Annotated in this window: 20 protein-coding genes; 8 read left to right on the top strand and 12 right to left on the bottom strand. The window is 68.1% G+C overall.

Going from position 1 to position 22,303, the window contains the following annotated elements; translation table 11 throughout:
- Window positions 1-138: 138 nt before the first annotated feature.
- The 3 genes from glmS to NBG84_RS28425 form a co-directional block, all read right to left on the bottom strand.
- Entirely contained in the window at window positions 139-1,956 is a 1,818-nt protein-coding gene (gene glmS, locus NBG84_RS28435) for a glutamine--fructose-6-phosphate transaminase (isomerizing) (protein WP_250922479.1), read from the bottom strand.
- A gap of 89 nt (window positions 1,957-2,045) precedes the next feature.
- Complete coding sequence (locus NBG84_RS28430; RefSeq protein WP_250922478.1) at window positions 2,046-2,336, bottom strand: hypothetical protein; 291 nt, start codon at window positions 2,334-2,336, stop codon at window positions 2,046-2,048.
- A gap of 67 nt (window positions 2,337-2,403) precedes the next feature.
- On the bottom strand, window positions 2,404-3,303 hold the full coding sequence (locus tag NBG84_RS28425; protein WP_250922477.1) for a DUF4429 domain-containing protein: 900 nt from the start codon (window positions 3,301-3,303) through the stop codon (window positions 2,404-2,406).
- 325 nt (window positions 3,304-3,628) lie between these two features.
- On the opposite strand from NBG84_RS28425, the gene NBG84_RS28420 reads away from it, so the two are divergent.
- Window positions 3,629-5,236: a beta-N-acetylhexosaminidase gene (locus tag NBG84_RS28420; RefSeq protein WP_250922476.1), complete on the top strand. Its 1,608-nt coding sequence runs from the start codon at window positions 3,629-3,631 to the stop codon at window positions 5,234-5,236.
- A 283-nt stretch (window positions 5,237-5,519) separates the two neighbouring features.
- On the opposite strand, the gene NBG84_RS28415 is transcribed toward NBG84_RS28420, so the two are convergent.
- From NBG84_RS28415 to NBG84_RS28400, 4 genes are all read right to left on the bottom strand, one after another.
- Complete coding sequence (locus tag NBG84_RS28415) at window positions 5,520-6,686, bottom strand: acyl-CoA dehydrogenase family protein (RefSeq protein ID WP_250922475.1); 1,167 nt, start codon at window positions 6,684-6,686, stop codon at window positions 5,520-5,522.
- Window positions 6,687-6,690: 4 nt separating this feature from the next.
- Window positions 6,691-7,629, bottom strand: a complete 939-nt coding sequence (locus NBG84_RS28410; RefSeq protein ID WP_250922474.1) for a hydroxymethylglutaryl-CoA lyase — start codon at window positions 7,627-7,629, stop codon at window positions 6,691-6,693.
- Window positions 7,622-9,589 carry an acetyl/propionyl/methylcrotonyl-CoA carboxylase subunit alpha gene (locus tag NBG84_RS28405; protein WP_250922647.1) on the bottom strand — a complete coding sequence of 656 codons (1,968 nt, stop codon included), beginning with the start codon at window positions 9,587-9,589 and terminating at the stop codon, window positions 7,622-7,624. Before NBG84_RS28405 ends, NBG84_RS28410 begins: the two co-directional genes overlap by 8 nt.
- Window positions 9,590-9,676: 87 nt before the next feature.
- Complete coding sequence (locus NBG84_RS28400; RefSeq protein WP_250922473.1) at window positions 9,677-11,293, bottom strand: carboxyl transferase domain-containing protein; 1,617 nt, start codon at window positions 11,291-11,293, stop codon at window positions 9,677-9,679.
- Window positions 11,294-11,581: 288 nt separating this feature from the next.
- On the opposite strand from NBG84_RS28400, the gene NBG84_RS28395 reads away from it, so the two are divergent.
- The 3 genes from NBG84_RS28395 to NBG84_RS28385 all read left to right on the top strand — a co-directional run bounded on the left by NBG84_RS28395 (window position 11,582) and on the right by NBG84_RS28385 (window position 13,608).
- The gene (locus NBG84_RS28395) at window positions 11,582-12,181 is read left to right on the top strand and encodes an SACE_7040 family transcriptional regulator (RefSeq protein ID WP_250922472.1); all 600 of its coding nucleotides are present in this window, start codon (window positions 11,582-11,584) and stop codon (window positions 12,179-12,181) included.
- Window positions 12,182-12,495: 314 nt separating this feature from the next.
- Window positions 12,496-13,275, top strand: a complete 780-nt coding sequence (locus NBG84_RS28390; RefSeq protein WP_250922471.1) for a phosphatase — start codon at window positions 12,496-12,498, stop codon at window positions 13,273-13,275.
- A 102-nt stretch (window positions 13,276-13,377) separates the two neighbouring features.
- Complete coding sequence (locus NBG84_RS28385) at window positions 13,378-13,608, top strand: hypothetical protein (protein ID WP_250922470.1); 231 nt, start codon at window positions 13,378-13,380, stop codon at window positions 13,606-13,608.
- Window positions 13,609-13,642: 34 nt separating this feature from the next.
- Here NBG84_RS28385 and NBG84_RS28380 read toward each other — a convergent pair whose 3' ends face one another.
- The 3 genes from NBG84_RS28380 to NBG84_RS28370 all read right to left on the bottom strand — a co-directional run bounded on the left by NBG84_RS28380 (window position 13,643) and on the right by NBG84_RS28370 (window position 15,598).
- The gene (locus NBG84_RS28380) at window positions 13,643-14,038 is read right to left on the bottom strand and encodes a hypothetical protein (protein ID WP_250922469.1); all 396 of its coding nucleotides are present in this window, start codon (window positions 14,036-14,038) and stop codon (window positions 13,643-13,645) included.
- Window positions 14,039-14,104: 66 nt separating this feature from the next.
- Window positions 14,105-14,755, bottom strand: coding sequence for a COX15/CtaA family protein (locus NBG84_RS28375; RefSeq protein WP_250922468.1), 651 nt, complete (start codon window positions 14,753-14,755; stop codon window positions 14,105-14,107).
- Window positions 14,756-14,860: 105 nt separating this feature from the next.
- Window positions 14,861-15,598, bottom strand: a complete 738-nt coding sequence (locus NBG84_RS28370) for a MerR family DNA-binding transcriptional regulator (RefSeq protein WP_250922467.1) — start codon at window positions 15,596-15,598, stop codon at window positions 14,861-14,863.
- Window positions 15,599-15,735: 137 nt separating this feature from the next.
- Here NBG84_RS28370 and NBG84_RS28365 point away from each other — a divergent pair, with 137 nt between their 5' ends.
- Window positions 15,736-17,052 (top strand): erythromycin esterase family protein, encoded by a 1,317-nt coding sequence (locus NBG84_RS28365; RefSeq protein WP_250922466.1) that lies wholly within the window; start codon window positions 15,736-15,738, stop codon window positions 17,050-17,052.
- A 26-nt stretch (window positions 17,053-17,078) separates the two neighbouring features.
- Here NBG84_RS28365 and NBG84_RS28360 read toward each other — a convergent pair whose 3' ends face one another.
- The gene (locus tag NBG84_RS28360) at window positions 17,079-18,173 is read right to left on the bottom strand and encodes a WD40 repeat domain-containing protein (RefSeq protein WP_250922465.1); all 1,095 of its coding nucleotides are present in this window, start codon (window positions 18,171-18,173) and stop codon (window positions 17,079-17,081) included.
- A gap of 291 nt (window positions 18,174-18,464) precedes the next feature.
- On the opposite strand from NBG84_RS28360, the gene NBG84_RS28355 reads away from it, so the two are divergent.
- Window positions 18,465-19,319: an SMI1/KNR4 family protein gene (locus tag NBG84_RS28355; protein ID WP_250922464.1), complete on the top strand. Its 855-nt coding sequence runs from the start codon at window positions 18,465-18,467 to the stop codon at window positions 19,317-19,319.
- Here the strand turns inward: NBG84_RS28355 and NBG84_RS28350 are convergent.
- Window positions 19,277-19,915: a hypothetical protein gene (locus NBG84_RS28350; protein WP_250922463.1), complete on the bottom strand. Its 639-nt coding sequence runs from the start codon at window positions 19,913-19,915 to the stop codon at window positions 19,277-19,279. The genes NBG84_RS28355 and NBG84_RS28350 overlap by 43 nt on opposite strands.
- A gap of 492 nt (window positions 19,916-20,407) precedes the next feature.
- Here NBG84_RS28350 and NBG84_RS28345 point away from each other — a divergent pair, with 492 nt between their 5' ends.
- Both NBG84_RS28345 and NBG84_RS28340 read left to right on the top strand, forming a co-directional pair.
- A complete protein-coding gene (locus NBG84_RS28345; protein WP_250922462.1) occupies window positions 20,408-21,316 on the top strand; it encodes a radical SAM/SPASM domain-containing protein in 909 nt (302 codons plus the stop codon).
- A gap of 19 nt (window positions 21,317-21,335) precedes the next feature.
- Entirely contained in the window at window positions 21,336-22,133 is a 798-nt protein-coding gene (locus NBG84_RS28340; protein ID WP_250922461.1) for a protein kinase, read from the top strand.
- The last annotated feature ends 170 nt before the right edge of the window (window positions 22,134-22,303 follow it).

Below are 22,303 nucleotides of genomic sequence, written 5' to 3'. Positions count from 1 at the left end.
CATCCGTACTCAGTGGTGGCCGGGCCCGCCGGTTGCCCGCTGTGTTCGGGCAGCCGGGCGTAACACCGGAAATGCTGGGCAATGCACAAGGGCCGGGCGTACGTCGGTCGTACGCCCGGCCCCTGTCGCGTGGAAGACCTACTCCACGGTCACCGACTTCGCCAGGTTGCGCGGCTTGTCGATGTCACGCCCCATCGCCAGGGCCGTGTGGTAGGCGAAGAGCTGGAGCGGGATGCCCATGAGGATCGGGTCCAACTCGTTCTCGTTCTTCGGTACGACGATGGTGTGGTCGGCCTTCTCCTGCTCCCTGTGGGCGACGGCGAGGATACGGCCGCTGCGGGCCTTGATCTCCTCCAGCGCCGCCCGGTTCTTCTCCAGCAGATCGTCGTCGGGCACGATCGCGACCGTCGGCAGCGCCGGCTCTATCAGCGCCAGCGGTCCGTGCTTGAGCTCGGACGCCGGGTACGCCTCCGCGTGGATGTAGGAGATCTCCTTCAGCTTGAGCGATGCCTCCAACGCCACCGGATAGCCGCGCACCCGGCCGATGAACATCATCGACTGCGCTCCGGCGTACTCCTCCGCCAGCTTCTTGATGTCCGCCTCGGACTCCAGGATCTCCGTGATCTGGGCGGGCAGCCTGCGCAGCCCCGCGATGATCCGCTTGCCCTCGGAGACCGAGAGGTCACGGATTCGGCCGAGGTGCAGGGCGAGCAGGGCGAAGGCGACGACCGTGTTGGTGAAGCACTTGGTGGAGACGACGCAGACCTCGGGCCCGGCGTGTACGTAGGTGCCTCCGTCGGCCTCTCGGGCGATCGCGGAGCCGACGACGTTCACCACGCCCAGGACGCGTGCGCCCTTCCGCTTGAGCTCCTGGACCGCGGCGAGTACGTCATAGGTCTCGCCGGACTGGGAGACCGCGATGTAGAGGGTGTCGGGGTCGACCACGGGGTTGCGGTAGCGGAACTCGGACGCGGGCTCGGCGTCGGCGGGGATGCGGGCCAGGGATTCGATGAGCCCGGCGCCGATGAGCCCGGCGTGGTACGAGGTGCCGCAGCCGAGGATCTTGACCCGGCGGATGCCCCGCGCTTCACGGGCGTCCAGGTTGAGGCCGCCGAGGTGCACGGTGGAGAAGCGGTCGTCGATCCGGCCGCGCAGCACCCGGTCCACTGCCTCCGGCTGCTCGCTGATCTCCTTGTGCATATAGGTGTCGTGGCCGCCCATGTCATACGACTCGGCCTCCCACTCCACGGTGGTGGGCGTGGCCGTCGTCGTGGAGCCCTCGGTGGTGTAGGTGCGGAAGTCATCGGCCTTGAGGGTGGCCATCTCGCCGTCGTCCAGGGTGACGATCTGGCGGGTGTGGGCGACCAGAGCGGCGACGTCGGAGGCGACGAACATCTCCTTCTCGCCGATGCCGAGGACGACGGGGGAGCCGTTGCGGGCGACGACGATGCGGTCGTTGAAGTCGGCGTGCATCACGGCGATGCCGTAGGTGCCCTCGATCGACTTCAGCGTCTGGCGGACCTTCTCTTCCAGGGTGTCGGCCTGGGAGCGGGCGATGAGGTGGGTGAGCACCTCGGTGTCGGTCTCGGAGGCGAAGACCACACCTTCGGCCTCCAGCCGGACGCGCAGCTCGGACGCGTTGTCGATGATGCCGTTGTGGACGACCGCGACCAGTCCGTCGGCGCTCAGGTGGGGGTGGGCGTTCTCATCGCTGGGCGCGCCATGGGTCGCCCAGCGGGTGTGGGCGATGCCCGTGGTGCCGTTGAACCGCTTGGGGACACGAGCCTCAAGATCGCGGACCCGTCCCTTGGCCTTGACCAGCTTCAGCCCGGTCGCCTTGGGGCTGGTGATCACTATCCCCGCCGAGTCGTACCCCCGGTACTCCAGCCGCTGGAGCCCTTCCAGCAGCAGTGGTGCCACATCGCGCCTACCGATGTATCCAACAATTCCGCACATGAGGTTGTTGCCCCTCCATTGATCGGGTGTGTGCCCGAGCCACGGCCTGCCCTGATGGGCCGTGGCTGGCCGCTGATCGCGAACGACCGTCAGCCATAGACGATGCGGCGCAGCTGGCGGAGCGACAGCTCCGGCGGCGCCACAGCGCGGTGCGGGAGCTCGCCCGCTATCCGCTCGAAGATCTCCGTGTTCACCAGGCCACCGGATTGGAGTTCGCGGTGGCGGCGGCGGACGTAGTCCTCGGTTCTCTCGTCGAAGTACGCCAGGACATCGAGCACCACCCGGGCTGCCTCACCGCGCTGGAGCGCGGTGCTGCGGACCAGATGGTCGATGAGGTCGTCGTATGAGGGTGGACGACCGGCCTGGTGTTGTTCGAGCACCCGTAGATACTGAGGGGCGGATCGGGGCTTTTGCAAGAATTCTGCCCGATTGCGGGCAGAATCTCGGCTAGAGGCGTCGAAGGATTGCCTGTTTGGCGGTGGTGAACTCGTCGTCCGTCAGTATGCCGCTCTGATGGAGTTCGCCCAGTTCGCGTAGTCTGCGCAGCAGGGCATCATGATCGTTATCGCCGTCTGGGGCGGTGTCGCCGGCGAGGCTCTTGCTGGGTCGCGCGGGCGTCGCCTCGATCGCCGCCGCCTTCGTCGAGGCGTAGGGGTGGGGCATCCGGGCCACGACGGCCGCGGCCACCAGTGCCATGAGCGGGTCCTTGCGAAAGCCCCACAGCTCCACGGCGTGCGGATCGTACTTCGGTGGGGCATTGCCGACCGACCTGCTGATGGTGAAGCGGAGGTGGCCGTTTCCGAGACCTGACGAGGGGGCCCACTCCACCTCCTCCACATCGCGCAGCGCGATGGTGCTGGGGCCGCCGGAAGACTTGGACTCCTCGGCCGTCCAGCTCCACGACAACTTGATCTGTTCGCCGTCGAAGGCCGCGGTGCCATCGCCGGCGCTGACCGCGATGGGCAGGCTCGGGCCCGGTAGCAGATAGCGATCGACCGGATCGGTGCCGATCTGCTCGATCAGCAGGGCGTTGCGCACTTCGTCGACGAAGTACTCGGCGACTCCGGTGCGATCGCTGCCCACGGTCAGTTGATAGGGGTCCGAGCCGTCCTCCAGCTTGCCCCCGGTGATCTGGATGAGTGGGTCCGCGCCGTCGCGCAGCCGAAGGCGGAGCCTGCCGGACTTGCGCCCGGTGGAGAGGGAGACACCGGCAACTGCTTCGAGTGGTACGGCGAGTTCGCCGAGGGTCTTGCGGAGCAGACCCACGCCCTTGTCGGAGCCGGGCACGATGCGCACGGTGTCTCCGTCGAAGGTCCAGGTGCCGTCCTTCTGGATGATTTCCGCCATGACGGAGATTGTTTCACCGCGGGCGGAGGAACGGTGGCGTCCGCTTGCTGTGGGGCGGGTGTGGGGCGTTCTTGCCCTGGTCAAGAGCCTTCAGGCGGTGCGGTGGGGAAGCGAAGGGTCGATTGCCGCACCCGCTTCCGGCCACGGCGAGTGGGTGTTCCGGCGGTGGCGGTACCGGCCCCGGTCGCGCGAGGGCGGCGCCCAGGTGTGGGGAATGTGACCGTAAGCTCAGGTATTGGTCTATACCTTGACCCGGGCCTGAGGGCACGATACGCATGATGGGCGTCCTCGTCGTGATGTCCTCGAAGGGAATCAGCCTGTGATCATGCCCGGAACGCTTCCCCGTCTGTTCGGTGCGCTGCTTCTTCTCGGTGGGGCGGGTGTCGGCTGCTCCAGCAGCGATGACGATGCCAAGCAGCCCCCCAGTGAGGGCAAACCCGTACCCGCGCTCGGTCGGGTCATCCCCGCCCCCGCCTCGGTGAAGCCCGGCGGCAACCCGTACGTCCTGACCGAGACCACCGCGATCCGTATCGACGACGCGCGTGAGGTGCGGGCCATCGGCGAGTACCTCGCCGGGCTGCTGCGCCCCTCCACCGGATACCCGCTGCCCCTCACCACCGACCAGGGGACCGGCGGCATCCTGCTGCAACTGAGCGAGACCGAGGGCTCCCTGGGCGATGAGGGCTATCGGCTGACGTCCAGCGGCGAGCAGCTCACGCTGGTCGCCCGCAAGCCCGCGGGTCTCTTCTACGGTGTGCAGACGCTGCGCCAGCTGCTGCCCGCGGCCGTGGAGAAGGACAGCAGGCAGGACGGGCCCTGGGAGATCCCCGGTGGCACGGTCACGGACGCCCCACGCTACTCCTACCGCGGTGGGATGCTCGATGTGGCCCGCCACTTCTTCACCGTCGACCAGGTCAAGCGCTATATCGATCAGCTGGCCCTCTACAAGATCAACAAGCTGCATCTCCACCTCACCGACGACCAGGGGTGGCGCCTGGCCATCGACTCATGGCCCAGGCTGACCGCGGTCGGCGGTTCCACCCAGACCGGCGGCGGCTCCGGCGGCTACTACACCAAGGCCCAGTACACGGAGATCGTCGAGTACGCGGGCTCCCGCTATCTCGAAGTGATCCCGGAGATCGACGGGCCGGGTCACACCAACGCGGTCCTCGCCTCGTACGCGGAACTGAACTGCAAGGACACCGCCCCGCCGCTGTACACGGGCATTGATGTGGGCTTCAGCTCGCTGTGCGTGGACAAGCCGGCGACCTATGACTTCCTCGACGACGTGATCCGCGAGGTGGCCGCGATCACCCCGGGCAAGTACATCCACATCGGCGGCGACGAGGCGGACAACACGAGTCATGAGGACTATGTGACCTTCATGGACAAGGCGCAGGCCATCGTCCTCAAGTACGGCAAGACGGTGATGGGTTGGCACCAGTTGGCGGGCGCGGAGCCGGTCGCCGGTGCGGTGGTCCAGTACTGGGGGTACGGCCGCACCGAGGCACCCGAACGCGAACTGGTGGCCGCGACCGCGAAGAAGGGCACCCTCCTGGTGCTCTCACCCGCGGACCGCACCTATCTGGACCACAAGTACACCTCGGAGACCGGACTCGGTCTCCAGTGGGCGGGCCTGGTCGAGGTGGACCAGGCATACAAGTGGGACCCGGCGAACTATCTGAAGGACGTGGGCGTCGAGGAGCACTCGGTGCTCGGAGTGGAAGCCCCGCTCTGGACCGAGACCCTGGCCACCAGCTCGGACCTGGAGGTCATGGCGTTCCCCAGGCTGCCCGGTGTGGCGGAGCGCGGCTGGTCCGAGGGCGGCGAGTGGGACGAGTACAAGCTGCGGCTGGCAGGCCACGGGCCGCGTTGGGACGCGATGGGAATCAAGTTCTACAAGTCCCCGGTGGTGCCGTGGCCCAAGGCTTGATCCCCCCGGCCCGTCCTTCTCGCCCGGTGCGGGTCGGATGAGCTGACAGACGTGGGGCTCGGCGCGGCTGCGCGCCGGGTCCCGGCTGACGGCGGTGGGCTGGGGGCTTGCTGCGGCTGCCATCAGCCCTTACCGGTCGGGCGAGTTGTACATCCTCCAGAGGTCTCACGCACTTGTGCGGGGAGAGGCCCTGGGTGGGCGCGGAGGGCACCGGCTCGTGTGACCGACCGAGGGGTCGGCCAGATCGGTGAGGCCGACCCCGTCGCCAGGGATCGCACAGCGGTCAGCGAGGCAGCCCCAGTTCGCGGGCGATCAGCATGCGCTGGACCTCGCTGGTGCCCTCGCCGATCTCCAGGATCTTGGAGTCGCGCCACATCCGGGCCACCGGGTACTCGTTCATGAAGCCGTAGCCGCCGTGGATCTGGGTGGCCTCGCGGGCGTTGTCCACGGCCACCGTGGAGGAGTAGAGCTTGGCCAGCGCCGCCTCCTTCTTGAAGGGCTCGCCCTGCACCAGCCGGGATGCCGCGTCCCGCCAGCCCACCCGGGCCATATGGGCCCGCATCTCCATGTCGGCGATCTTGAACTGGATGGCTTGGTTCGCTCCGATCGGCCGGCCGAAGGCGTGCCGCTCCTTGGCGTACTTCACGGACTCGTCCACGCATCCCTGGGCCAGGCCCGTCGCCAGCGCCGAGATCGCGATCCGGCCCTCGTCGAGGATGCGCAGGAACTGGGCGTACCCCCGGCCCTGTTCGCCCAGCAGGTTCGCCAGCGGTACGCGCACATCGTCGAAGGAGAGTTCCCGGGTGTCCGAGGCGTTCCAGCCGACCTTGGAGTAGCCGGGGGCGACGGTGAAGCCGGGTGTTCCGGAGGGGACGATGATCGAGGAGATCAGCGGTTTGCCCTCGGGGGTGCGGCCGGTGACGGCCGTGACGGTGACCAGGCCGGTGATGTCCGTACCCGAGTTGGTGATGAAGCACTTGGAGCCGTTGATCACCCACTCTCCCGATGCCTCGTCGCGTACGGCGGTGGTCTTGGTCCCGCCCGCGTCCGATCCGGCCTCCGGCTCGGTCAGTCCGAAGGCGCCCAGCATCTCGCCCGAGCAGAGCCGCGGCAGCCACTCCCGCTTCTGCTCCTCGGTACCGAACTGGAAGATGGGCATCGCGCCGAGGGACACCCCGGCCTCCAGGGTGATCGCCACCGAGGAGTCCACCCGCGCCAGTTCTTCCAGGGCGATGCCGAGGGCGAGGTAGTCGCCGCCCATCCCGCCGTACTCCTCGGGGAAGGGCAGCCCGAAGAGGCCCATCCGGCCCATCTCACGGACGATCTCATAGGGGAACTCATGCCGCTCGTAGAGATCGCCGATCTTGGGAGCGATCACCTCATGGGCGAACTCCTCGACCGTACGGCGAAGTTCCTCGTGCTCGGGTGCGAGCCGGTGGTCAAGCGACATGGGGTTACTCCTTGTGGGAGAGGGCGCGAACGGTACGGGAGGGGCTGGGGCGGCCCAGTCGGTCGGCCATCCAGGCGCTGGTGGCGGTGAGTAGGCCGAGATCGACGCCGGTATCGATACCGAGGCCGTCGAGCATCCACACGAGGTCTTCGGTGGCGAGGTTTCCGGTGGCGCTCTTGGCGTAGGGGCAGCCGCCCAGGCCGCCCGCCGAGGCGTCGACGGTGGTGACACCGTGCTGGAGCGCGGAGAGGGTGTTGGCGAGGGCCTGGCCGTAGGTGTCATGGAAGTGGACGCCCACGGCCGAGACCGGTACGCCGTCGGAGCCCAGCGCGGTGAGCAGCGCGCGCACCTGACCGGGGGTCGCGACGCCGATGGTGTCGCCGAGCGACAGCTCATCGCACCCGAGGTCCATCAGCCGCTGGGCCACGGCGACGACCTGGGCGATGGGGACCGGGCCTTCCCAGGGGTCCCCGAAGCACATCGACAGATAGCCGCGGACCCGCAACTCCTCGCCCCGGGCGCGGGCGATGACCGGGGCGAACATGGCGAGCGACTCGGCGACGCTCCGATTGAGGTTCTTCCTCGCGAACGTCTCGGTGGCCGAGCCGAAGACGGCGATGGAGCGCGCGCCCAGGGCCAGCGCCCGATCGAGTCCGCGTTCGTTCGGTACGAGTACGGGCAGCGAGACCCCGTCGATGTCATCGAGCAGGGGGAACAGCTGCTCCGCGTCGGCGAGCTGCGGAACCCACCGCGGGTGGACGAAGCTGGTCGCCTCCACGGTCGTCAGACCGGCCGCGGCAAGCCGATGGACGAACTCGGCCTTCACCTCGGTCGGGACGATCGCCTTCTCGTTCTGGAGGCCGTCGCGAGGGCCGACCTCATGGATGCGCACCCGGGCGGGAAGTCCGCTCGCCGGAACCCGCATCGGCAGTCCCTCAGCCATGTGCCGCCTCCGTTCCTTCCCCTTCGCCACCGGGCTCGTCGGGGGTGACCACGGCCAGCAACTGGTCCATGGCGACGGTGGAGCCGGGGGTGACATCCAGTTCGGTGACCGTGCCCGCGTGGGGCGCGGAGATGACGTGCTCCATCTTCATCGCCTCCACCACCAGCAGGCTCTGTCCGGCTTCGACCCGGTCGCCGACGGAGACCTTGACCACGGTGACCGTGCCGGGCATGGGCGCGGCGAGGGTGTCAGCGCCGGCGTGGGCCGCGCCGCTGAGCAGGGCGGCGACCGGGTCATGGTCCTGGATGTGCCAGGAGTCGCCGTCCCGCCCGAGCCAGGCGCCCGCATGGTGGAAGGTGTGGGTGACCCCGTCCGTGGTGACCGTGACGGTGTCATCGGTGACCGTGAAGTCGGTCGGGGGCCGCTGGGTGACGGGTTCGAGTCCCGCTACCCGCAGGGGGAAGGCGAGCGGCGCCGGGGTGCCGCCGAGCCGCCAGCCGCTGGGCACCGAGAAGGGGTCCGTCCAGCCCTGGTCCGGAACGGGGGAGAGCCGGGTGAGCCGGATGGCCGCGGCCGCCGCGTACACCTCGTCCGCAACACCCTCCGGGACCAGGCCCCCGGCTTCCCGCTCCACCAACCCCGTGTCCAGGTCCCCCGAGACAACGGCGGGATGGGCCAGCAGCCGACGCAGGAAGCCGGCGTTCGTCGGCACCCCGAGCGTCACCGTCTGAGCCAGGGCCGCACGCAGCTTGCGCAGCGCGGTCGGTCGGTCGGGGCCGTAGGCGATCACCTTGGACAGCATCGGGTCGTACAGGCTGGAGACCTCGGTGCCCTCGCTCAGGCCCGAGTCGGTGCGGATGCCCGCTCCCCGCGGCTCGCTCAGCGCCAGAACCGTGCCGCCGGACGGCAGAAAACCCCGGGACGGGTCTTCGGCGCAGATCCGGGCCTCGACGGCATGGCCGGTCAGGGTGATGTCGTCCTGTCCGTAGGGCAGGGGCTCGCCGGCCGCGATCCGCAGCTGCCACTCCACCAGGTCTATCCCCGTGATCAGCTCGGTGACCGGGTGTTCGACCTGGAGTCGGGTGTTCATCTCCATGAAGTAGTAGGCGCCGCGGTCGCCGCCGGGGACGATGAACTCGACCGTGCCCGCGCCCACATAGCCGCAGGAACGGGCCGCTTCCACGGCCGCCGCACCCATCGCGGCCCGGGTCGACTCGTCCAGCAGGATCGAGGGCGCCTCCTCGATGACCTTCTGGTGACGGCGCTGGAGCGAGCATTCGCGTTCGCCGAGGTGCACCACCTCGCCATGGGCGTCGGCCAGCACCTGGATCTCGATGTGCCGGGGGCGGTCGATCCACCGCTCCACCAGCAGGGTGTCGTCGCCGAACGAGGACCGCGCCTCGCGGCGGGCGGAGGCGATCTCCTCCAGCAGCGCGGACTCCAGCCGGGTCAGCCGCATCCCCTTGCCGCCGCCGCCCGCCGACGGTTTGAAGAGGACCGGCATCCCGATCTCCCGCGCGGCGGCGGCCAGTTGGTCATCGGTGAGCCCGGAGCCGGAGGAGCCGGGCACCACCGGCACCCCGGCGGCCCCCACGGTCTCCTTGGCCCGGATCTTGTCGCCCATCAGCGCGATGGCCTCGGGCGGCGGGCCGATGAAGACCAGGCCCGCGTCAGCGCAGGCCCGGGCGAAGCCGGCGTTCTCGGCGAGGAAGCCATAGCCGGGGTGGATGGCCTGCGCCCCGGTGCGGGCGGCGGCTTCGATCAGTCGCTCCCCGCGGAGGTAGCTCTCGGTGGCGGGCGCGGGGCCGATACGGACCGCGGTGTCCGCCTCCCGTACATGGCGGGCGTCGGCGTCCGCGTCGGAGAACACGGCCACCGACCGGACTCCCAGCGCGCGCAGGGTCTGGATGACCCGGACCGCGATCTCACCCCGGTTGGCCACCAGGACCGTGTCGAACATGGCCGGTGCGGGGCTCTTCCCGCCGTGCTGAGCTGGTGTCTTGTCCATCGTCGTCTTCTGTAGTGGCTGCATCGTCACGGGGTGTCCTCACATCCGGAAGACGCCGAAACCGGGCTCACCCAGCGGCGCGTTGGCACAGGAGGTCAGGGCGAGGCCCAGCACCTGGCGGGTCTCCATGGGGTCGATCACACCGTCGTCCCAGAGCCGGGCCGTGGCGTAGTAGGCGCTGCCCTGCTGCTCGTACTGTGCGCGGATCGGGGCCTTGAAGGCTTCCTCGTCCTCGGCGGGCCACTGCTCGCCGCGCCCCTCCAACTGGTCGCGCTTCACGGTGGCCAGGACGGACGCGGCCTGCTCGCCGCCCATGACCGAGATCTTGGCGTTGGGCCACATCCACAGAAAGCGGGGGGAGTAGGCCCGGCCGCACATCGAGTAGTTCCCGGCGCCGTAGGAACCGCCGATGACGACGGTCAGTTTGGGGACGCGTGTGCAGGCGACCGCGGTGACCATCTTGGCGCCGTGCTTGGCGATACCACCGGCCTCGTAGTCCCGGCCGACCATGAACCCGGAGATGTTCTGAAGGAAGACCAGGGGGATACCGCGCTGGTCGCACAGCTCGATGAAGTGCGCGCCCTTCTGGGCGGACTCGGAGAACAGGATGCCGTTGTTGGCGACGATGCCGACGGGATGGCCGTGGACACGGGCGAACCCGGTGATCAGCGTCTGCCCGAACTCGGCCTTGAACTCGGCGAACCGAGAACCGTCGACGACCCGTGCGATCACCTCCCGGACGTCGTAGGGCGTACGGGAGTCCACCGGCACCACCCCGTACAGCCCCGCGGGGTCGGCCTTGGGCTCCTCGGTGGGCTCGACCGTCCAGGGCAGCGGTCCCCGGGCGGGGAGGGTGGAAACGATGGTGCGGACGATCCGCAGGGCGTGGGCGTCATCCTCGGCGAGATGGTCGGTCACCCCGGAGACCCGGGAGTGCACCTCACCGCCGCCGAGCTCCTCCGCGGTCACGACCTCGCCGGTCGCGGCCTTCACCAGGGGTGGCCCGCCGAGGAAGATCGTGCCCTGGTTCCGTACGATCACGGCCTCGTCGCTCATCGCGGGGACGTACGCGCCCCCCGCGGTGCAGGAGCCGAGGACGGCCGCGATCTGGGGGACGCCGGCGCCGGAGAGCCTGGCCTGGTTGTAGAAGATCCGGCCGAAGTGGTCCCGGTCGGGGAAGACCTCGTCCTGCATCGGCAGGAAGGCGCCGCCGGAGTCAACGAGATAGATGCACGGCAGCCGGTTCTCCAGGGCGATCTCCTGGGCCCGCAGATGCTTCTTCACCGTCATCGGGTAGTACGTGCCGCCCTTGACGGTGGCGTCATTGGCGACGATCACCGTCTCGCGTCCGCTGACCCGCCCGATCCCGGCGATCACCCCGGCGGCCGGCGCCGAGCCGCCGTACAACCCGTGGGCCGCGAGAGGGGCCAGCTCAAGGAAGGGGGAGCCGGGGTCGAGGAGGGTGTCGACACGGTCGCGCGGGAGCAGCTTGCCCCGGGCGGTGTGCCGGGCTCGGGCCTTCTCACCGCCGCCGAGCCGGGCCTCGGCCAGCTTGTCGCGCAGTGTGTCCGCGAGCTGCCGGTGGGCCGCCTCATTGGCCTGCCAGGCCGTGGAGGCGGGGTCTGCCGTGCTGGTCAGCACGGGTGCCTGCTGCATCGTGTCGAGCCCCCTTGCTTGGAAGTCCTGCCGACCGACTGGACCCACCGACCGGATCGACCGGACCCACCGGCTGGATCGACCGGCCGCGCTGTCGATACACCCGTACGACCCGTCCGTACGAGTCACCCGTACCGCTGGGTACATCGCCCTTTGGCCCTGAACCGGTCTTGTCGTCCGCAATGGGACTGAAAGGGCCTGTTCGGGTCGGCATGAATTCAGTTAATGAGCGTTAACGTCTCCCTTCAGGTTAACGACCGCTAACAGGGTTGTCTAGAATCTGATGTCATGAGCACCAGGACGGACGCCACGACCCGCCGCGAGCAGATCCTCAAGGAAGCCGCTCGTCTCTTTGCCGAGCGCGGATTCCATGGCGTGGGCGTCGATGAGATAGGGGCGGCCGTCGGCATCAGCGGCCCCGGTCTCTACCGCCACTTCGCCGGTAAGGACGCCATGCTCGCCGAACTGCTGGTGGGAATCAGCGAGCGGCTACTGAGCGGCGGGCGACTACGGGTCGAGGAGTCGGCCACCGACGCCGAGGCGCTGCTGGCGTCACTGATCGACGGCCATATCGACTTCGCCCTCGATGACCGTCCCCTGATCACCCTCCACGACCGCGAGCTCGACCGGCTGCGCGACAGCGACCGCAAGCTGGTGCGTCAGCTCCAGCGGCAGTACGTGGAGCTCTGGGTCGCCGCCGTGCGGGAACTGCATCCGGTGGTCGCGGAGGCGGAGGCCAGAGCCGCCGTCCACGCGGTGTTCGGACTGCTGAACTCCACCCCGCACCTCGGTTCCTACGGCGATGGACTCCTGGGCCGCGCGGCTACGGAAACGTTGCTCCGCCGACTGGCGCACGGGGCCTTCGCCGCCCTGACGCCGGTTGACTGACGCCGGTTGACCGACTGCGGTGGCCTGGCCGTGGTGAGCCAGCCCCTCGGGCCCGAGGCCGGCGGAGGTCGAGCGTTGCCGGAAGCCTGAGGCGCGATGCGCCAGGACCCGTCATCCGGGGTAGCTCCGGTGTGGCCCTGACGCCCTGGGCCGACGCATCTTCCCGGGCGGCCCGGCGGAACTCCCTCCCATCGCCCAGCCCCGGCGCTACCCCGTCCCCACCCGCCCCAAGACTGAGCGCCTACGGCGTGATCAACGGCTCATGTGCTCCCGCCAGGGGCGTGCCATCCAGATGATGGCGGCACAATGGGGTAATGCCGATACCGAGCCGTGCCGCACTCGTCGAACACCTTGTCCGCACCCGTATCGCAGGGAATGTCGCCACACCGCGCGACAACAACCTCTCCCACTACCGTCTGCTCGCCAACGGCGATCGCCACTACTGGCTCGGTCTTGAACTCGGTGACCGTTGGAGCGATGAGCAGGACGTGCTCGCGGTGATGGCCGAGCGATGCGGAGTCAACGACGACCCGCAGCACCGCGTCGGCCAGGACACCATCGACCCCGAGCTCACGGTCGACGCCCTCGAACGCTTCGCCGCCCGGCTGCGCAAGGCCGCGGCCGGACGGGAACGCGTACTGTTCGCGACCGGCCACCCCGGGGGGCTGCTCGATGTGCATCGGCAGACCGCGGACGCGCTGCGCGCGGCGGGATGCGAGATCGTCCGCATCCCGGGTGGGCTGATGGCGGACGAGGGCATGGTGTTCCAGTTCGCCGATGTGGCGATGCTGGAGCGCGGCGCGACTCTCTGGCACACCCACTCACCCGCTCCGATGGCCGCCGTCCTGGACGGCCTGGAGCGCGCGGGCCGGCCGCTTCCCGATCTGGTGGTGGCCGACCACGGCTGGGCCGGCTGCGCCGGTCAGCGCGGACTCGATGCCGTGGGGTACGCCGACTGCAATGACCCCGCCCTCTTCATCGGCGAGGCGGAGGGCACCCTTCAGGTCACCATCCCGCTCGACGACCATGTGATGGACCCCCGGTTCTACGACCCGATGGCGGAGTACCTGCTGGACGCGGCGGGTCTGGGCTAGCGGCTCCGCCCGCACCGCGGGCGGGACTTCACCGGTGACCTGCGGTTCCGGGTCGGGCATCATTCCTATACGGTCGGTGTGTCGAACACCTGGAGGAGCCCCGTGCACAGAGGCCCAGTCGATGTGGACGACCGCGCCCGGCGGGCGGTGGCTCTGCGGCGGGTACAGATCGCGCTGCTGGGACTGGTCGTCGCCCTGGTCGCCGTCCGGATCTCCACTGACGACCTCGGCAGCGACACCGAATCCGCCTTGTTCGGCCTGACGGCCTCGGCGGGCCTGCTGATCGGCGCCCTGGAACGCTACCGGGCGGGCCTGGCGAAGCGGCCGCGATGACTCGGGCCAGTGCCTCAAGCCCTGAGCCGTCCCGCTAGCCCTCCTGACTCGCCGCCCTCTGCTTGGCCAGACTGAAGCGCCACCTGGCCCATGGCACCATCGTGCCGAAGAAGAAGAGGACCACGGCGAATATCACGAACCCCTGCGAGGTGCCCTTGGCGAGGGCGGCCATGATCCCGACCGGGGCGCCACTGGCGAAGCCCAGTGTGGGCTGCCAGTTTCGTCCGTAGGCGGCCCAGGGGAAGGGGCCGAACAGCACCGCCGCCGAGACGATGATCATGGCGAAGTACCGGCCGCCTCCCTCGGGCACCCCGCAGGAACCGGGTCCCGAGTCGCTGGCGCATCCCAGCGCGATTGCCTCGGCTCCGGCCCAACCGAGCACGGCCATGGCCGCGGCCGTGATAGCTGTCCACACCCATATCCGCATCACGCGCTGATGATAGGAGCGGGCAGGGCCGTGGGGGGCTTTCGGTGACCGGATTCTGTTGCCGGGAGGCTAGTCCAGAAGACCGCTGAGGGTGACATAGAGCCGGACCCGCCCATCGGAGTCGTCGACTCCGATGCACAGGTCGCGACGGTCCAGCAGCCAGCCGTTGGGACGGCAGGTCTCCTGAGGTCGGTCCAGTCTGCTGATGATCTCGTCGCGGGAGAGGCCGGTCGTACTCCCGATCTCCAGCAGTCGGTAGCAGTTCCCCGAGCCGCAACTGCTGCTGTGTGAGACGACCTTGAGACCGGAGGGCAGCGCCGGGACCGCGCGGGCGGAGGGCAGGGATGCCTCACTCATCATCAGTGTGTACAGCAGGGAGCCGCAGAAGGTGATGGCGAGCAGGGTGCCCAACAGGCCGATGGCACCATTGCGCCGATGGGTCCAGGGTTCGGGGCCCGGGCCTTCCTGGTGGCGTTCCCAGGCTGCCCCGCAGGTGATCACAAGCGTGGCGCCGACCGCATGGACAAGATGCGAGTCCGCTCTGGGGGCGCCCACCCAACCGTGCTGGACGGCGACCAGCAGACCGGCACCGGCCAGTAGTGCGCTACCGACCACCGACCTCATCAACGGGGTGCGCGCCAGCCGCCACCAAGCGATCAGCGGTACGGCGGCGAAGAGTAGACCCAGCGCGGCGACCCACATGCGGTGTGTACCCCTCACAGTGGACGACGGTGGTACGCCTGAGGACGGTGTGGTTTCGTTGTTCGGTTCCCCCGCACGTCGTACGGCCTGCGGTCCCGAGCGGAGCCGTGCAGGTCACCCGGCCTACGGTGCCGGGTCGTGCGGCCGGGGCAGCGGGCCGAGGCCGTTGACACAGGTGGTGAGTTCGGCCGCGGCGGCGAGCATGGCGAGACGGCGGTTGGTGAGCCTGGTGCGCCAGTCATGGAGAGCGGCTCCCAACGGTGCCAATCCTCCCGCGTCGCGCACCTGAGCGATCAAGGGCGCGATCTGATGCAGCAGATAGCCCCCGCGCCGGAGTTGGTGCGCCAGATGGGCGTCCCGCACATCGGTGGGCGTGTAGACGCGATAGCCGGTCGCCGGGTCTCGTCGGGGTCGGATCAGGTCTGCCCTCTCCCATTTGCGGAGAGTGGCAGGGCGGATTCCCAACTGCTGGGCAAGCGGCCCGATGAAGGTCGCAGCGCGCTCCGATTGGGCCGGGGGCTCTGTCGACGCCAGGTCGTGGAGTGCCTTTTCCACTGCGGCAAGGGTCCTGCGGTCCTGGAGGAGTTGGCCGTGGCTCTCGTCGACCAAGGTGAGGGCGGCATCGAGATCACCGTTGTTGAGCGTGCGCATGATCTGCGAGGCGCAGTGGTGGCCGTGCCCCGGTACGAGCGCGATAAAGGTGCGCAGGGCCTGCGCGTGCAAGGCGGTGTAGAGCCGGTAGCCGTGCGGGGTGCGTTCCGCGGCCGGCAGGATGCCCTCTTCCTCGTAGTTGCGGATGGCCTGAGTGGACAGCCCATGCTCACGCGCGAGGTCCACCGGCCGCAGTTTCCTAATGCTCATCCTGTCCTCCGCCTTGAAGGTCTTGCGGGGATCTCGCACTGACTTCCGTTAAAAGTCTCAACCGGCATCTCAACGATACGGTTGAAGGTATCGCAAGCAGTCGCAAGAGGTCGCCAGCGTGGATGAGGTGCCTGCCCATGCCCGTTCAGTTCTCCTTCCCAGAGTCCGGATGGCCCTTCTCGGACGGTGGTGGAATCCAGCTGGAAACCGCGCTCACGTCATTTCTCCACGCCAGGGAGGCCCCGCCCAGGCTGCTGGGCCTTGGCGAGCCCCTGCACGGCGAGGAGGAGTTTCTCCGGTTGCGCAATCAGCTGTTTCGGTACCTTGCCGAACGGGAGGGATACCGCTCGGTCGCGATCGAGAGCGACTGCTTGTCGGCCCTCATGGTCGATGCGTTCGCGGCGGGGGCCGAGATGCCGTGGGAGACGGTGATGGACGCCGGCTTCAGCCATGGATGGGGGAAGTCGCCCGCCAATCGCGAACTGGTCGCCTGGATCAAGGAACACAACGAGGACCGCGACCCGGTGGACCAGATCAGGTTCCACGGTTTTGACGCGCCCCTTGAGTACTCGGGCGCCGCCAGCCCCCGTCGCGCGCTCCGCGCCCTGTATGACTACCTCGCTGCTCAGGTGGAACCCTTGCCGCCGCAGGGCGGTTGGAACACCATCGACCGGCTGATCGGCGCTGATGAGCGATGGACCAACCCCGCGGCGATGATGGACCCGACGCAGTCCGTGGGTGCGTCCGCCGAGGTCGGCGCGTTGCGTTTGATCGTGGACGAGTTGATGGGTGTGTTGAAGTCCCAGTCCCCGCATCTCCTCGCCACCACATCACGGCAGGAGTGGGAGCGGACCAGCCTCCATGGCCGTACGGCGACTGGTCTGCTGCGGTACCACGCGGCGATGGCTGACACCTCCGATGCCCGGATGGCACGGCTGATGAGCCAGCGCGACGCGATGATGGCCGACAACCTGCACTCCATCGCGGCGGTGGAGGCACCTCGGGGACCCACGCTGGTGTTCGCCCACAACCGCCATCTTCAGAAGCACCAGAGCCGGGTGGAGGGCACCTGGCAGGGGACGGAGTGGTCGCTGCGCTGGTGGAGCGCCGGGGCGATCGTCAGCGCACAACTGGGCCCCCAGTACGCGTTCCTCGCCCTGGCCCTGGGGTCCGCCACCGACCATGGGCTGGGCGTCCCCGCACCGGACACCCTGGAGGGAGTGCTCTACGCCAGCACGGACGACCGCTGCTTCACCACGGGGCAGAGCCTTACGGGAGAAGTCGAAAGGACCGGTGTGGTGCCCACTCTGCGGACCGGCGCATCCCACCACCACGGCTACTTCCCCCTGGAGCCGGACCAGCTCGGCAGTACCGATGGGGTGATCTTCCTCAGGGATGTTCCTTCGAGCACGGAGGGGCACCAGGGACGCGATGGGGAGGAGTGCGGTGGGTGAGGTGACCCGTAGGCGTCCCCCGGTGACTACTGGCTCAGCACCCAGGTCTGCACCCGCTTGTCATAGCCGCCGGTGGCGATCCGCAGTTCATCGCCGACCTGGATCGGACAGAGCGCGCGCACCCAGCCGCAGCCGAACGGCCCGAAGAGGAAAGTGGCTCCGCCGACCTCGCCGACCTGCGTTCCCGTGGTCGGGTCCCAGAGCTTCACCCCCGGCCCATCACCGGCGGAGGCCAGGAGATTCCGCTCGCCCACCCTGATCTCACAGAGGGCGTGGAGAGCGCTGAAGTCATCCCCCATCACGGTGAAGTCATCCTCCATCACATGGAGTTGCTCCCCGGTGGCCGGGTTCCAAAGACGCGCTTTCGCATCGGTGCCGGCCGAGGCGAGTAGCGTTCCGCCCGCTGTCCTCACTTGGCACAGCGCGGTCGCGAAGCCGTCATGGCCGGTCAGCACCCGCAGCTCCTCGCCCGTGTTGGGGTCCCACAGTCGTACGGTCTTGTCCGCATGCCCGGAGGCGATCATTTCCCGGCCGTCGACCTCCACCGCGCACACCGCCAGGACCTCCCCGGCCTTGGGGGACATGACCTTGGTAGATTCGCCCGAGATGGGTTCCCACACCCGGACTGTGCCGTCCCGCCCGCCAGCGGCCAGCATCACCCCTTCGCCCACCCGCACCTGGCACACGCTGAGCACCGCGGAACCCGACCCTTTGAGGCGGGAGACCTGTTCGCCCGTACTCGGGTCCCACAGCCGCACCGACTGGTCGTCTCCACCGGACGCGAGCAGGACCCTTCCCTCGACCTCCAGCTCGCACAGGGCGTTCACCCACCCTCTGTGCCCTTTGAGGAAGGTGACCACTTCCCCGCTGTCCGGGTCTCCGACCCTGATCGCCCACTGGGCCCCGGCATACGCCAGTAGGGGACGGTCGCCCACCCTGACCTGGCACACGGAAAGGAAGTTCGGCGCCAGCGCCTTCAGGATCAGCCTGCGGACGATGACCACTAACACCACGCCCCCGAGCGCACTGAGCAGTGCCTGGCTCACGGTGAGCACCTGGAACAGAGCCAGCCCCAAGATCACCGCCAACAGCAGACGCACCCACGGGATGCGGAACGACACCGTATGAAACGCACGCACAGTGTTCGGGTTGGTCAGCACCGTTGTTTCCCCTCAACCGATGTGATGTGGCTCCAATTGTCCGACAGCAGAGGCGCGTTGAGAGGGTGTTCGTCCTTCGCCGTACGCGTACTCAGCGGAGGGTTGAGCCGGCGAACCGCTGCGAGACGCCGGGGAGAAGCAATCGGTCCTCCGACTGACCGATCGTGCTTCGCGGCGGGCTCAAGTCGTGATCACAGCTGACGCGCGGTGGCCGGACCCCTCTGTCAGTGGGCGGTGCTTGACTCTCTTGCCATGGATGTCGAACAGCTGCAAGGAGCCGTTCAGAGACTCGTATGGCCGGACCATGGTGATCTCAACTGCGGGGAGTCAGGGCACCCGGCGGGGCACAGCTGTCTGCTTGCCTCCGATGGCACGGGCATCGACGAAATCCTGCGGGAACTCAGCAATTGGTACGGCACCCCGCTCACCCAGGACAGCGCACTGGCTGCGCTCCCCAGCGATATACCGGTGAGCTGGGAGTGCGTCTGGGCATATGGCGGACGGTGGATCGGGCTAGGCAGGGACACCAGTGCCGAGGTCGCCCGACCGCTGCTGACGGTCGCCCATCGGCCCGCCCCGAGCACAGCGGGGCTGCCGGCGGACGCGTCGTGGGTGGATCGGCTGGTCGCCAGCACGGGCTGGGAGCCGAGGGAGCTGTCCGAGGTCGACTGGGCGGATATCGAGTCCCGGCTGGGTACCCGGCTGCCGAGCGACTACAAGCGTCTCATCGACACATTCGGCGACGGCCTGTTCAACTCCCTGCTCGATGTCTTCACCCCCGACAACGTCATCTGGCACACCGAGTACTTCGCGCGACAGGGTCAGGAGTCATGGGAGCCCCATCCGCCTTTCCCCGCTCCGGGCGGGCTGGTGCCCTGGGCGGGCAATGAACACGAGCAGTCGTTCTACTGGGTCGCCGACGATCCCGACCCTGACCGGTGGACCGTCTACGCCACCTACGAAGGCCCCCAAGAGGGAATCCGTTTTGACTGCACCGCATCGGAATTCCTCTTCCGCCAGCTCACCGACCCCGAGAACCCCTTCTCCGCCGACTACTTCCGCGCTCACTGGTTCCAGGCCTGCGACCCTTCCGATGAGCGCTCATAGGGCAGCCGGGAGCTCTCTGGCAGAAGGGCCCGGGCGGGCGGAGCCTGGTCAGTACGGGCAGCGTGGCGGCTCCGGAACCTTCCCCCGGTGCGGCTGGGTGTATCGGATGCGGCGACAGCCCGCTCCCAGAGCTTCAGCCCGGCCCGAAGAAGCTCACGCACAGCGGCTGTCTCCTCGTCCGTCCAGGCGTCTTCGCCGCTGTGCCTGGAGAGGGGATCGCCCGAGTAGATCTTCTCGTAGGCCATGTTGTGGATCGCCCCCTGCGAGGGCATCGACGAGCGGGCCTTCAGACTGTGGGAGAGATCATCGAAGAAGTTCCACGCCTCCAGCAACAGACCTGCCGAAGCCAACCGCAGATGAGGGTGCTTGACCCACTGCCGTACGGGACGTAGATCGAGCGCGTCGTCCACTTCCGGGACGAGCTCCCAACGGTTGTTCGCACAGTGCTCTTCGAGCGCCTGAAGGTCATCGAAGGCCGCGAGCCGCCCATGGGCGTCAACGATGAGTTCGGCGGGCTCATCACCCTCTCCGGGCCGCCAGATGAGGAACAAGTCCCGTCTTTCGACGCTGATGCGGTACGGGTAGTGGTCGGTCATACGAGGCCTCCGCGCTGGGATGCAGCGGCGACGGTCGCGCTACGGGGGTCATCCTGCCCGGAGTAATCGTTGGGGGGCGCGTCAATTTTGACGATGCGCTGGGCACAGGGGTCCCTACCGTTGAAGACCAGACCGTTCACCGCCTGGCAGTCCCGGCTCATGCCGAGAATTCGTGGAAGTGCCGGATCTCGGACCGAAGCCAAACGGCGCCTGTCAGCCCAATAGGTAGGCGCGCAGGGGCTCAAGCGCTGCCCAGCGAACTCAAAGTCAGATCGCTGAGGGCCTTGCGCGCCCCCCAACGCGCTGCTGACAAGTCGCACCGCCCGTACCTACGCTGATTCAACCCTGTCCGGAGCATGAGGCTCGAAATGTGGGCAAGCCCGTGCTGCGCCTCGCGCTCACCGACCGAGATCGGCAAAACCGTCCTGAGTCTGGTCCACCACCACACCAGGGCCGTCAACCAATTCTTCTCGATCAACGAGGTTCTACAGCATGACAACACAGGCAACGGAAGGTTTACACCCGACACGAGTTGAGGGTCTGCTTTGGCTCGACCTGACGCGAAAGTGCCAGCTCAACTGCGTGCACTGCTACAACGGCTCAGGCCCCGAGGGGGCTCACGGGACGATGACGCGCGATGACTGGATCACGGTCATCAACGAGGCAGCAGAGCGCGGCATCGACCGGGTCCAACTCATCGGCGGGGAACCGACCCTCCACCCCGACGCCATCGCTCTCGCCTGCCACATCCTGAGCCTCGGTCTGCGGCTGGAGGTGTTCACCAACCTGGTACGTGTCACGGACGACTGGTGGGAGATCTTCCAGCACAGGAACACCACAGTAGCCACGTCGTACTACTCGGATCAGGCCGGTGAGCACGACGAGATCACTCGGAGGCCCAGCCACGCCCGTACTCGGAGCAATATCGTCAAGGCGCTGGGACTCGGCATTGAGCCCGTGCTCTCGATCATCGAGTGCGACGACAAGCAGCGTGTCAACGAGGCACGTAGCGAACTGGCCGGCCTGGGTGTGCAACGGATCAAGGTTGACCGAGTGCGCCCCTTCGGACGCGCCGTCTGCGGCAGTGGTCAGGCGATGGACCTCTCTGGGCTCTGCGGAAAGTGCGGTACGGGCCGGGCTGCGGTCGGTCCCGACGGCAATGTGACGCCGTGCGTTTTCACTCCGTCCCTTGGGGTCGGGAACGTCCTCGACGGCGGCTTGGCCGGTATTCTCGACGGTCCCGTCATGGGTGCCACGAAGTCTCTCATCCGTGAGTCCGTGCGCATGGGCAGAGGAGGAGAGGACGATGACGATGACGGGGGGAACAAGTGCAACCCGGGAACCGTCCCCGAGGAGTGCCGTCCTGGGCACCCTGGCAGCACCTGCCTTCCAAGGAACTAGTCCGCAAGGAAGTTGACGTATGACCGATCGCCTCCCTGACTCCGAATTCCTGAACCTCGTCAGGCCCTTTACCGGGTCCGTGGCGGAGATGCGGCCCACCGAGCGCGGCTTTATGACCGATGTCCTGGTGCTGATCGACGGGGACCTCGGACGCTTCTTCGTCAAGGGGGTTCGGAACCGGGAAGGGGGGCGTCGGGATTCGCTGATCCGCGAGCGGCTGGTCAACGAGGAAGTTCGGTCGGTTTCACCGCGCCTGTGCTGGCATACGGAGAACGATCAGTGGATGGCGCTGGGCTTTGAGCAGGTGGAGGGGCGGCCTAGCCGTTTCGAGCCGGGTTCCCCAGACCTCCCGGCCGTGCTGGACCTGCTCGGCAGGGTCCAGGAGATTCCACTGCCCGCCCTAGTCGAGGACTGGCATGAGACAGGGTGGGATGCCTTCGCGGCCGACGAAGCGGAAGCTCAACTCTTCCGGGGTGACAGTCTCATCCACGGAGACGTGGCGCCCGACAACTTCCTCATCGGTGCGGGAGGCAGTTGGGCAGTTGACTGGGCCTGGCCGACGCGGGGTGCCGGTTTCATTGATCCCGCGTTCCTGGTTCTTCAGCTCATCTCCGCAGGCCACGCTCCAGCGGCTGCGGAACATCTGTTGTCCGAGTGTCCTGGCTGGTCGAAATCGGACCCCCAAGGCATCGACGCGTTCGCCAGGGCAAACCTCCGGATGTTCCGCCACCGCGCGGAGCGATACCCCGAGCAGACGTGGCTTCGCGCTATGGAAGCGACCGCGCAAGCCTGGGTGGAGCACCGGTCAGCGGAGTAGCGCAGACCCACTTTTGCACGTTCGGGCCGAACACCTCAGCCGGGGAGCGCGGTTGTGGCTGTTGCGCCGTCGCCTGTGTAGGCCGACCGGCCCGGGAATGGCGATGCGGAGTGTTCGACCCAGGGGTTCGGGGGCGAACACTCCGCATCTTGTTGTGTGCGATCAGACTT

This window comes from Streptomyces albipurpureus (genome assembly GCF_023701525.1).
GTDB classification, from domain to species: Bacteria; Actinomycetota; Actinomycetes; order Streptomycetales; family Streptomycetaceae; genus Streptomyces; species Streptomyces albipurpureus.
Note: the sequence above shows the minus strand (reverse complement) of the source record. Positions and strands in the feature narration are given on the sequence as shown.

Coding starts and splice junctions, on each gene's coding strand:
- NBG84_RS28370 (WP_250922467.1), bottom strand. CDS start 15,598: ATGAGCATTAGGAAACTGCGGCCGGTGGACCTCGCGCGTGAGCATGGG.
- NBG84_RS28365 (WP_250922466.1), top strand. CDS start 15,736: ATGCCCGTTCAGTTCTCCTTCCCAGAGTCCGGATGGCCCTTCTCGGAC.
- NBG84_RS28350 (WP_250922463.1), bottom strand. CDS start 19,915: ATGACCGACCACTACCCGTACCGCATCAGCGTCGAAAGACGGGACTTG.
- NBG84_RS28355 (WP_250922464.1), top strand. CDS start 18,465: ATGGATGTCGAACAGCTGCAAGGAGCCGTTCAGAGACTCGTATGGCCG.
- NBG84_RS28400 (WP_250922473.1), bottom strand. CDS start 11,293: ATGCAGCAGGCACCCGTGCTGACCAGCACGGCAGACCCCGCCTCCACG.
- NBG84_RS28390 (WP_250922471.1), top strand. CDS start 12,496: ATGCCGATACCGAGCCGTGCCGCACTCGTCGAACACCTTGTCCGCACC.
- NBG84_RS28420 (WP_250922476.1), top strand. CDS start 3,629: ATGCCCGGAACGCTTCCCCGTCTGTTCGGTGCGCTGCTTCTTCTCGGT.
- NBG84_RS28345 (WP_250922462.1), top strand. CDS start 20,408: ATGACAACACAGGCAACGGAAGGTTTACACCCGACACGAGTTGAGGGT.
- glmS (WP_250922479.1), bottom strand. CDS start 1,956: ATGTGCGGAATTGTTGGATACATCGGTAGGCGCGATGTGGCACCACTG.
- NBG84_RS28405 (WP_250922647.1), bottom strand. CDS start 9,589: ATGTTCGACACGGTCCTGGTGGCCAACCGGGGTGAGATCGCGGTCCGG.
- NBG84_RS28415 (WP_250922475.1), bottom strand. CDS start 6,686: ATGTCGCTTGACCACCGGCTCGCACCCGAGCACGAGGAACTTCGCCGT.
- NBG84_RS28410 (WP_250922474.1), bottom strand. CDS start 7,629: ATGGCTGAGGGACTGCCGATGCGGGTTCCGGCGAGCGGACTTCCCGCC.
- NBG84_RS28340 (WP_250922461.1), top strand. CDS start 21,336: ATGACCGATCGCCTCCCTGACTCCGAATTCCTGAACCTCGTCAGGCCC.
- NBG84_RS28395 (WP_250922472.1), top strand. CDS start 11,582: ATGAGCACCAGGACGGACGCCACGACCCGCCGCGAGCAGATCCTCAAG.
- NBG84_RS28425 (WP_250922477.1), bottom strand. CDS start 3,303: ATGGCGGAAATCATCCAGAAGGACGGCACCTGGACCTTCGACGGAGAC.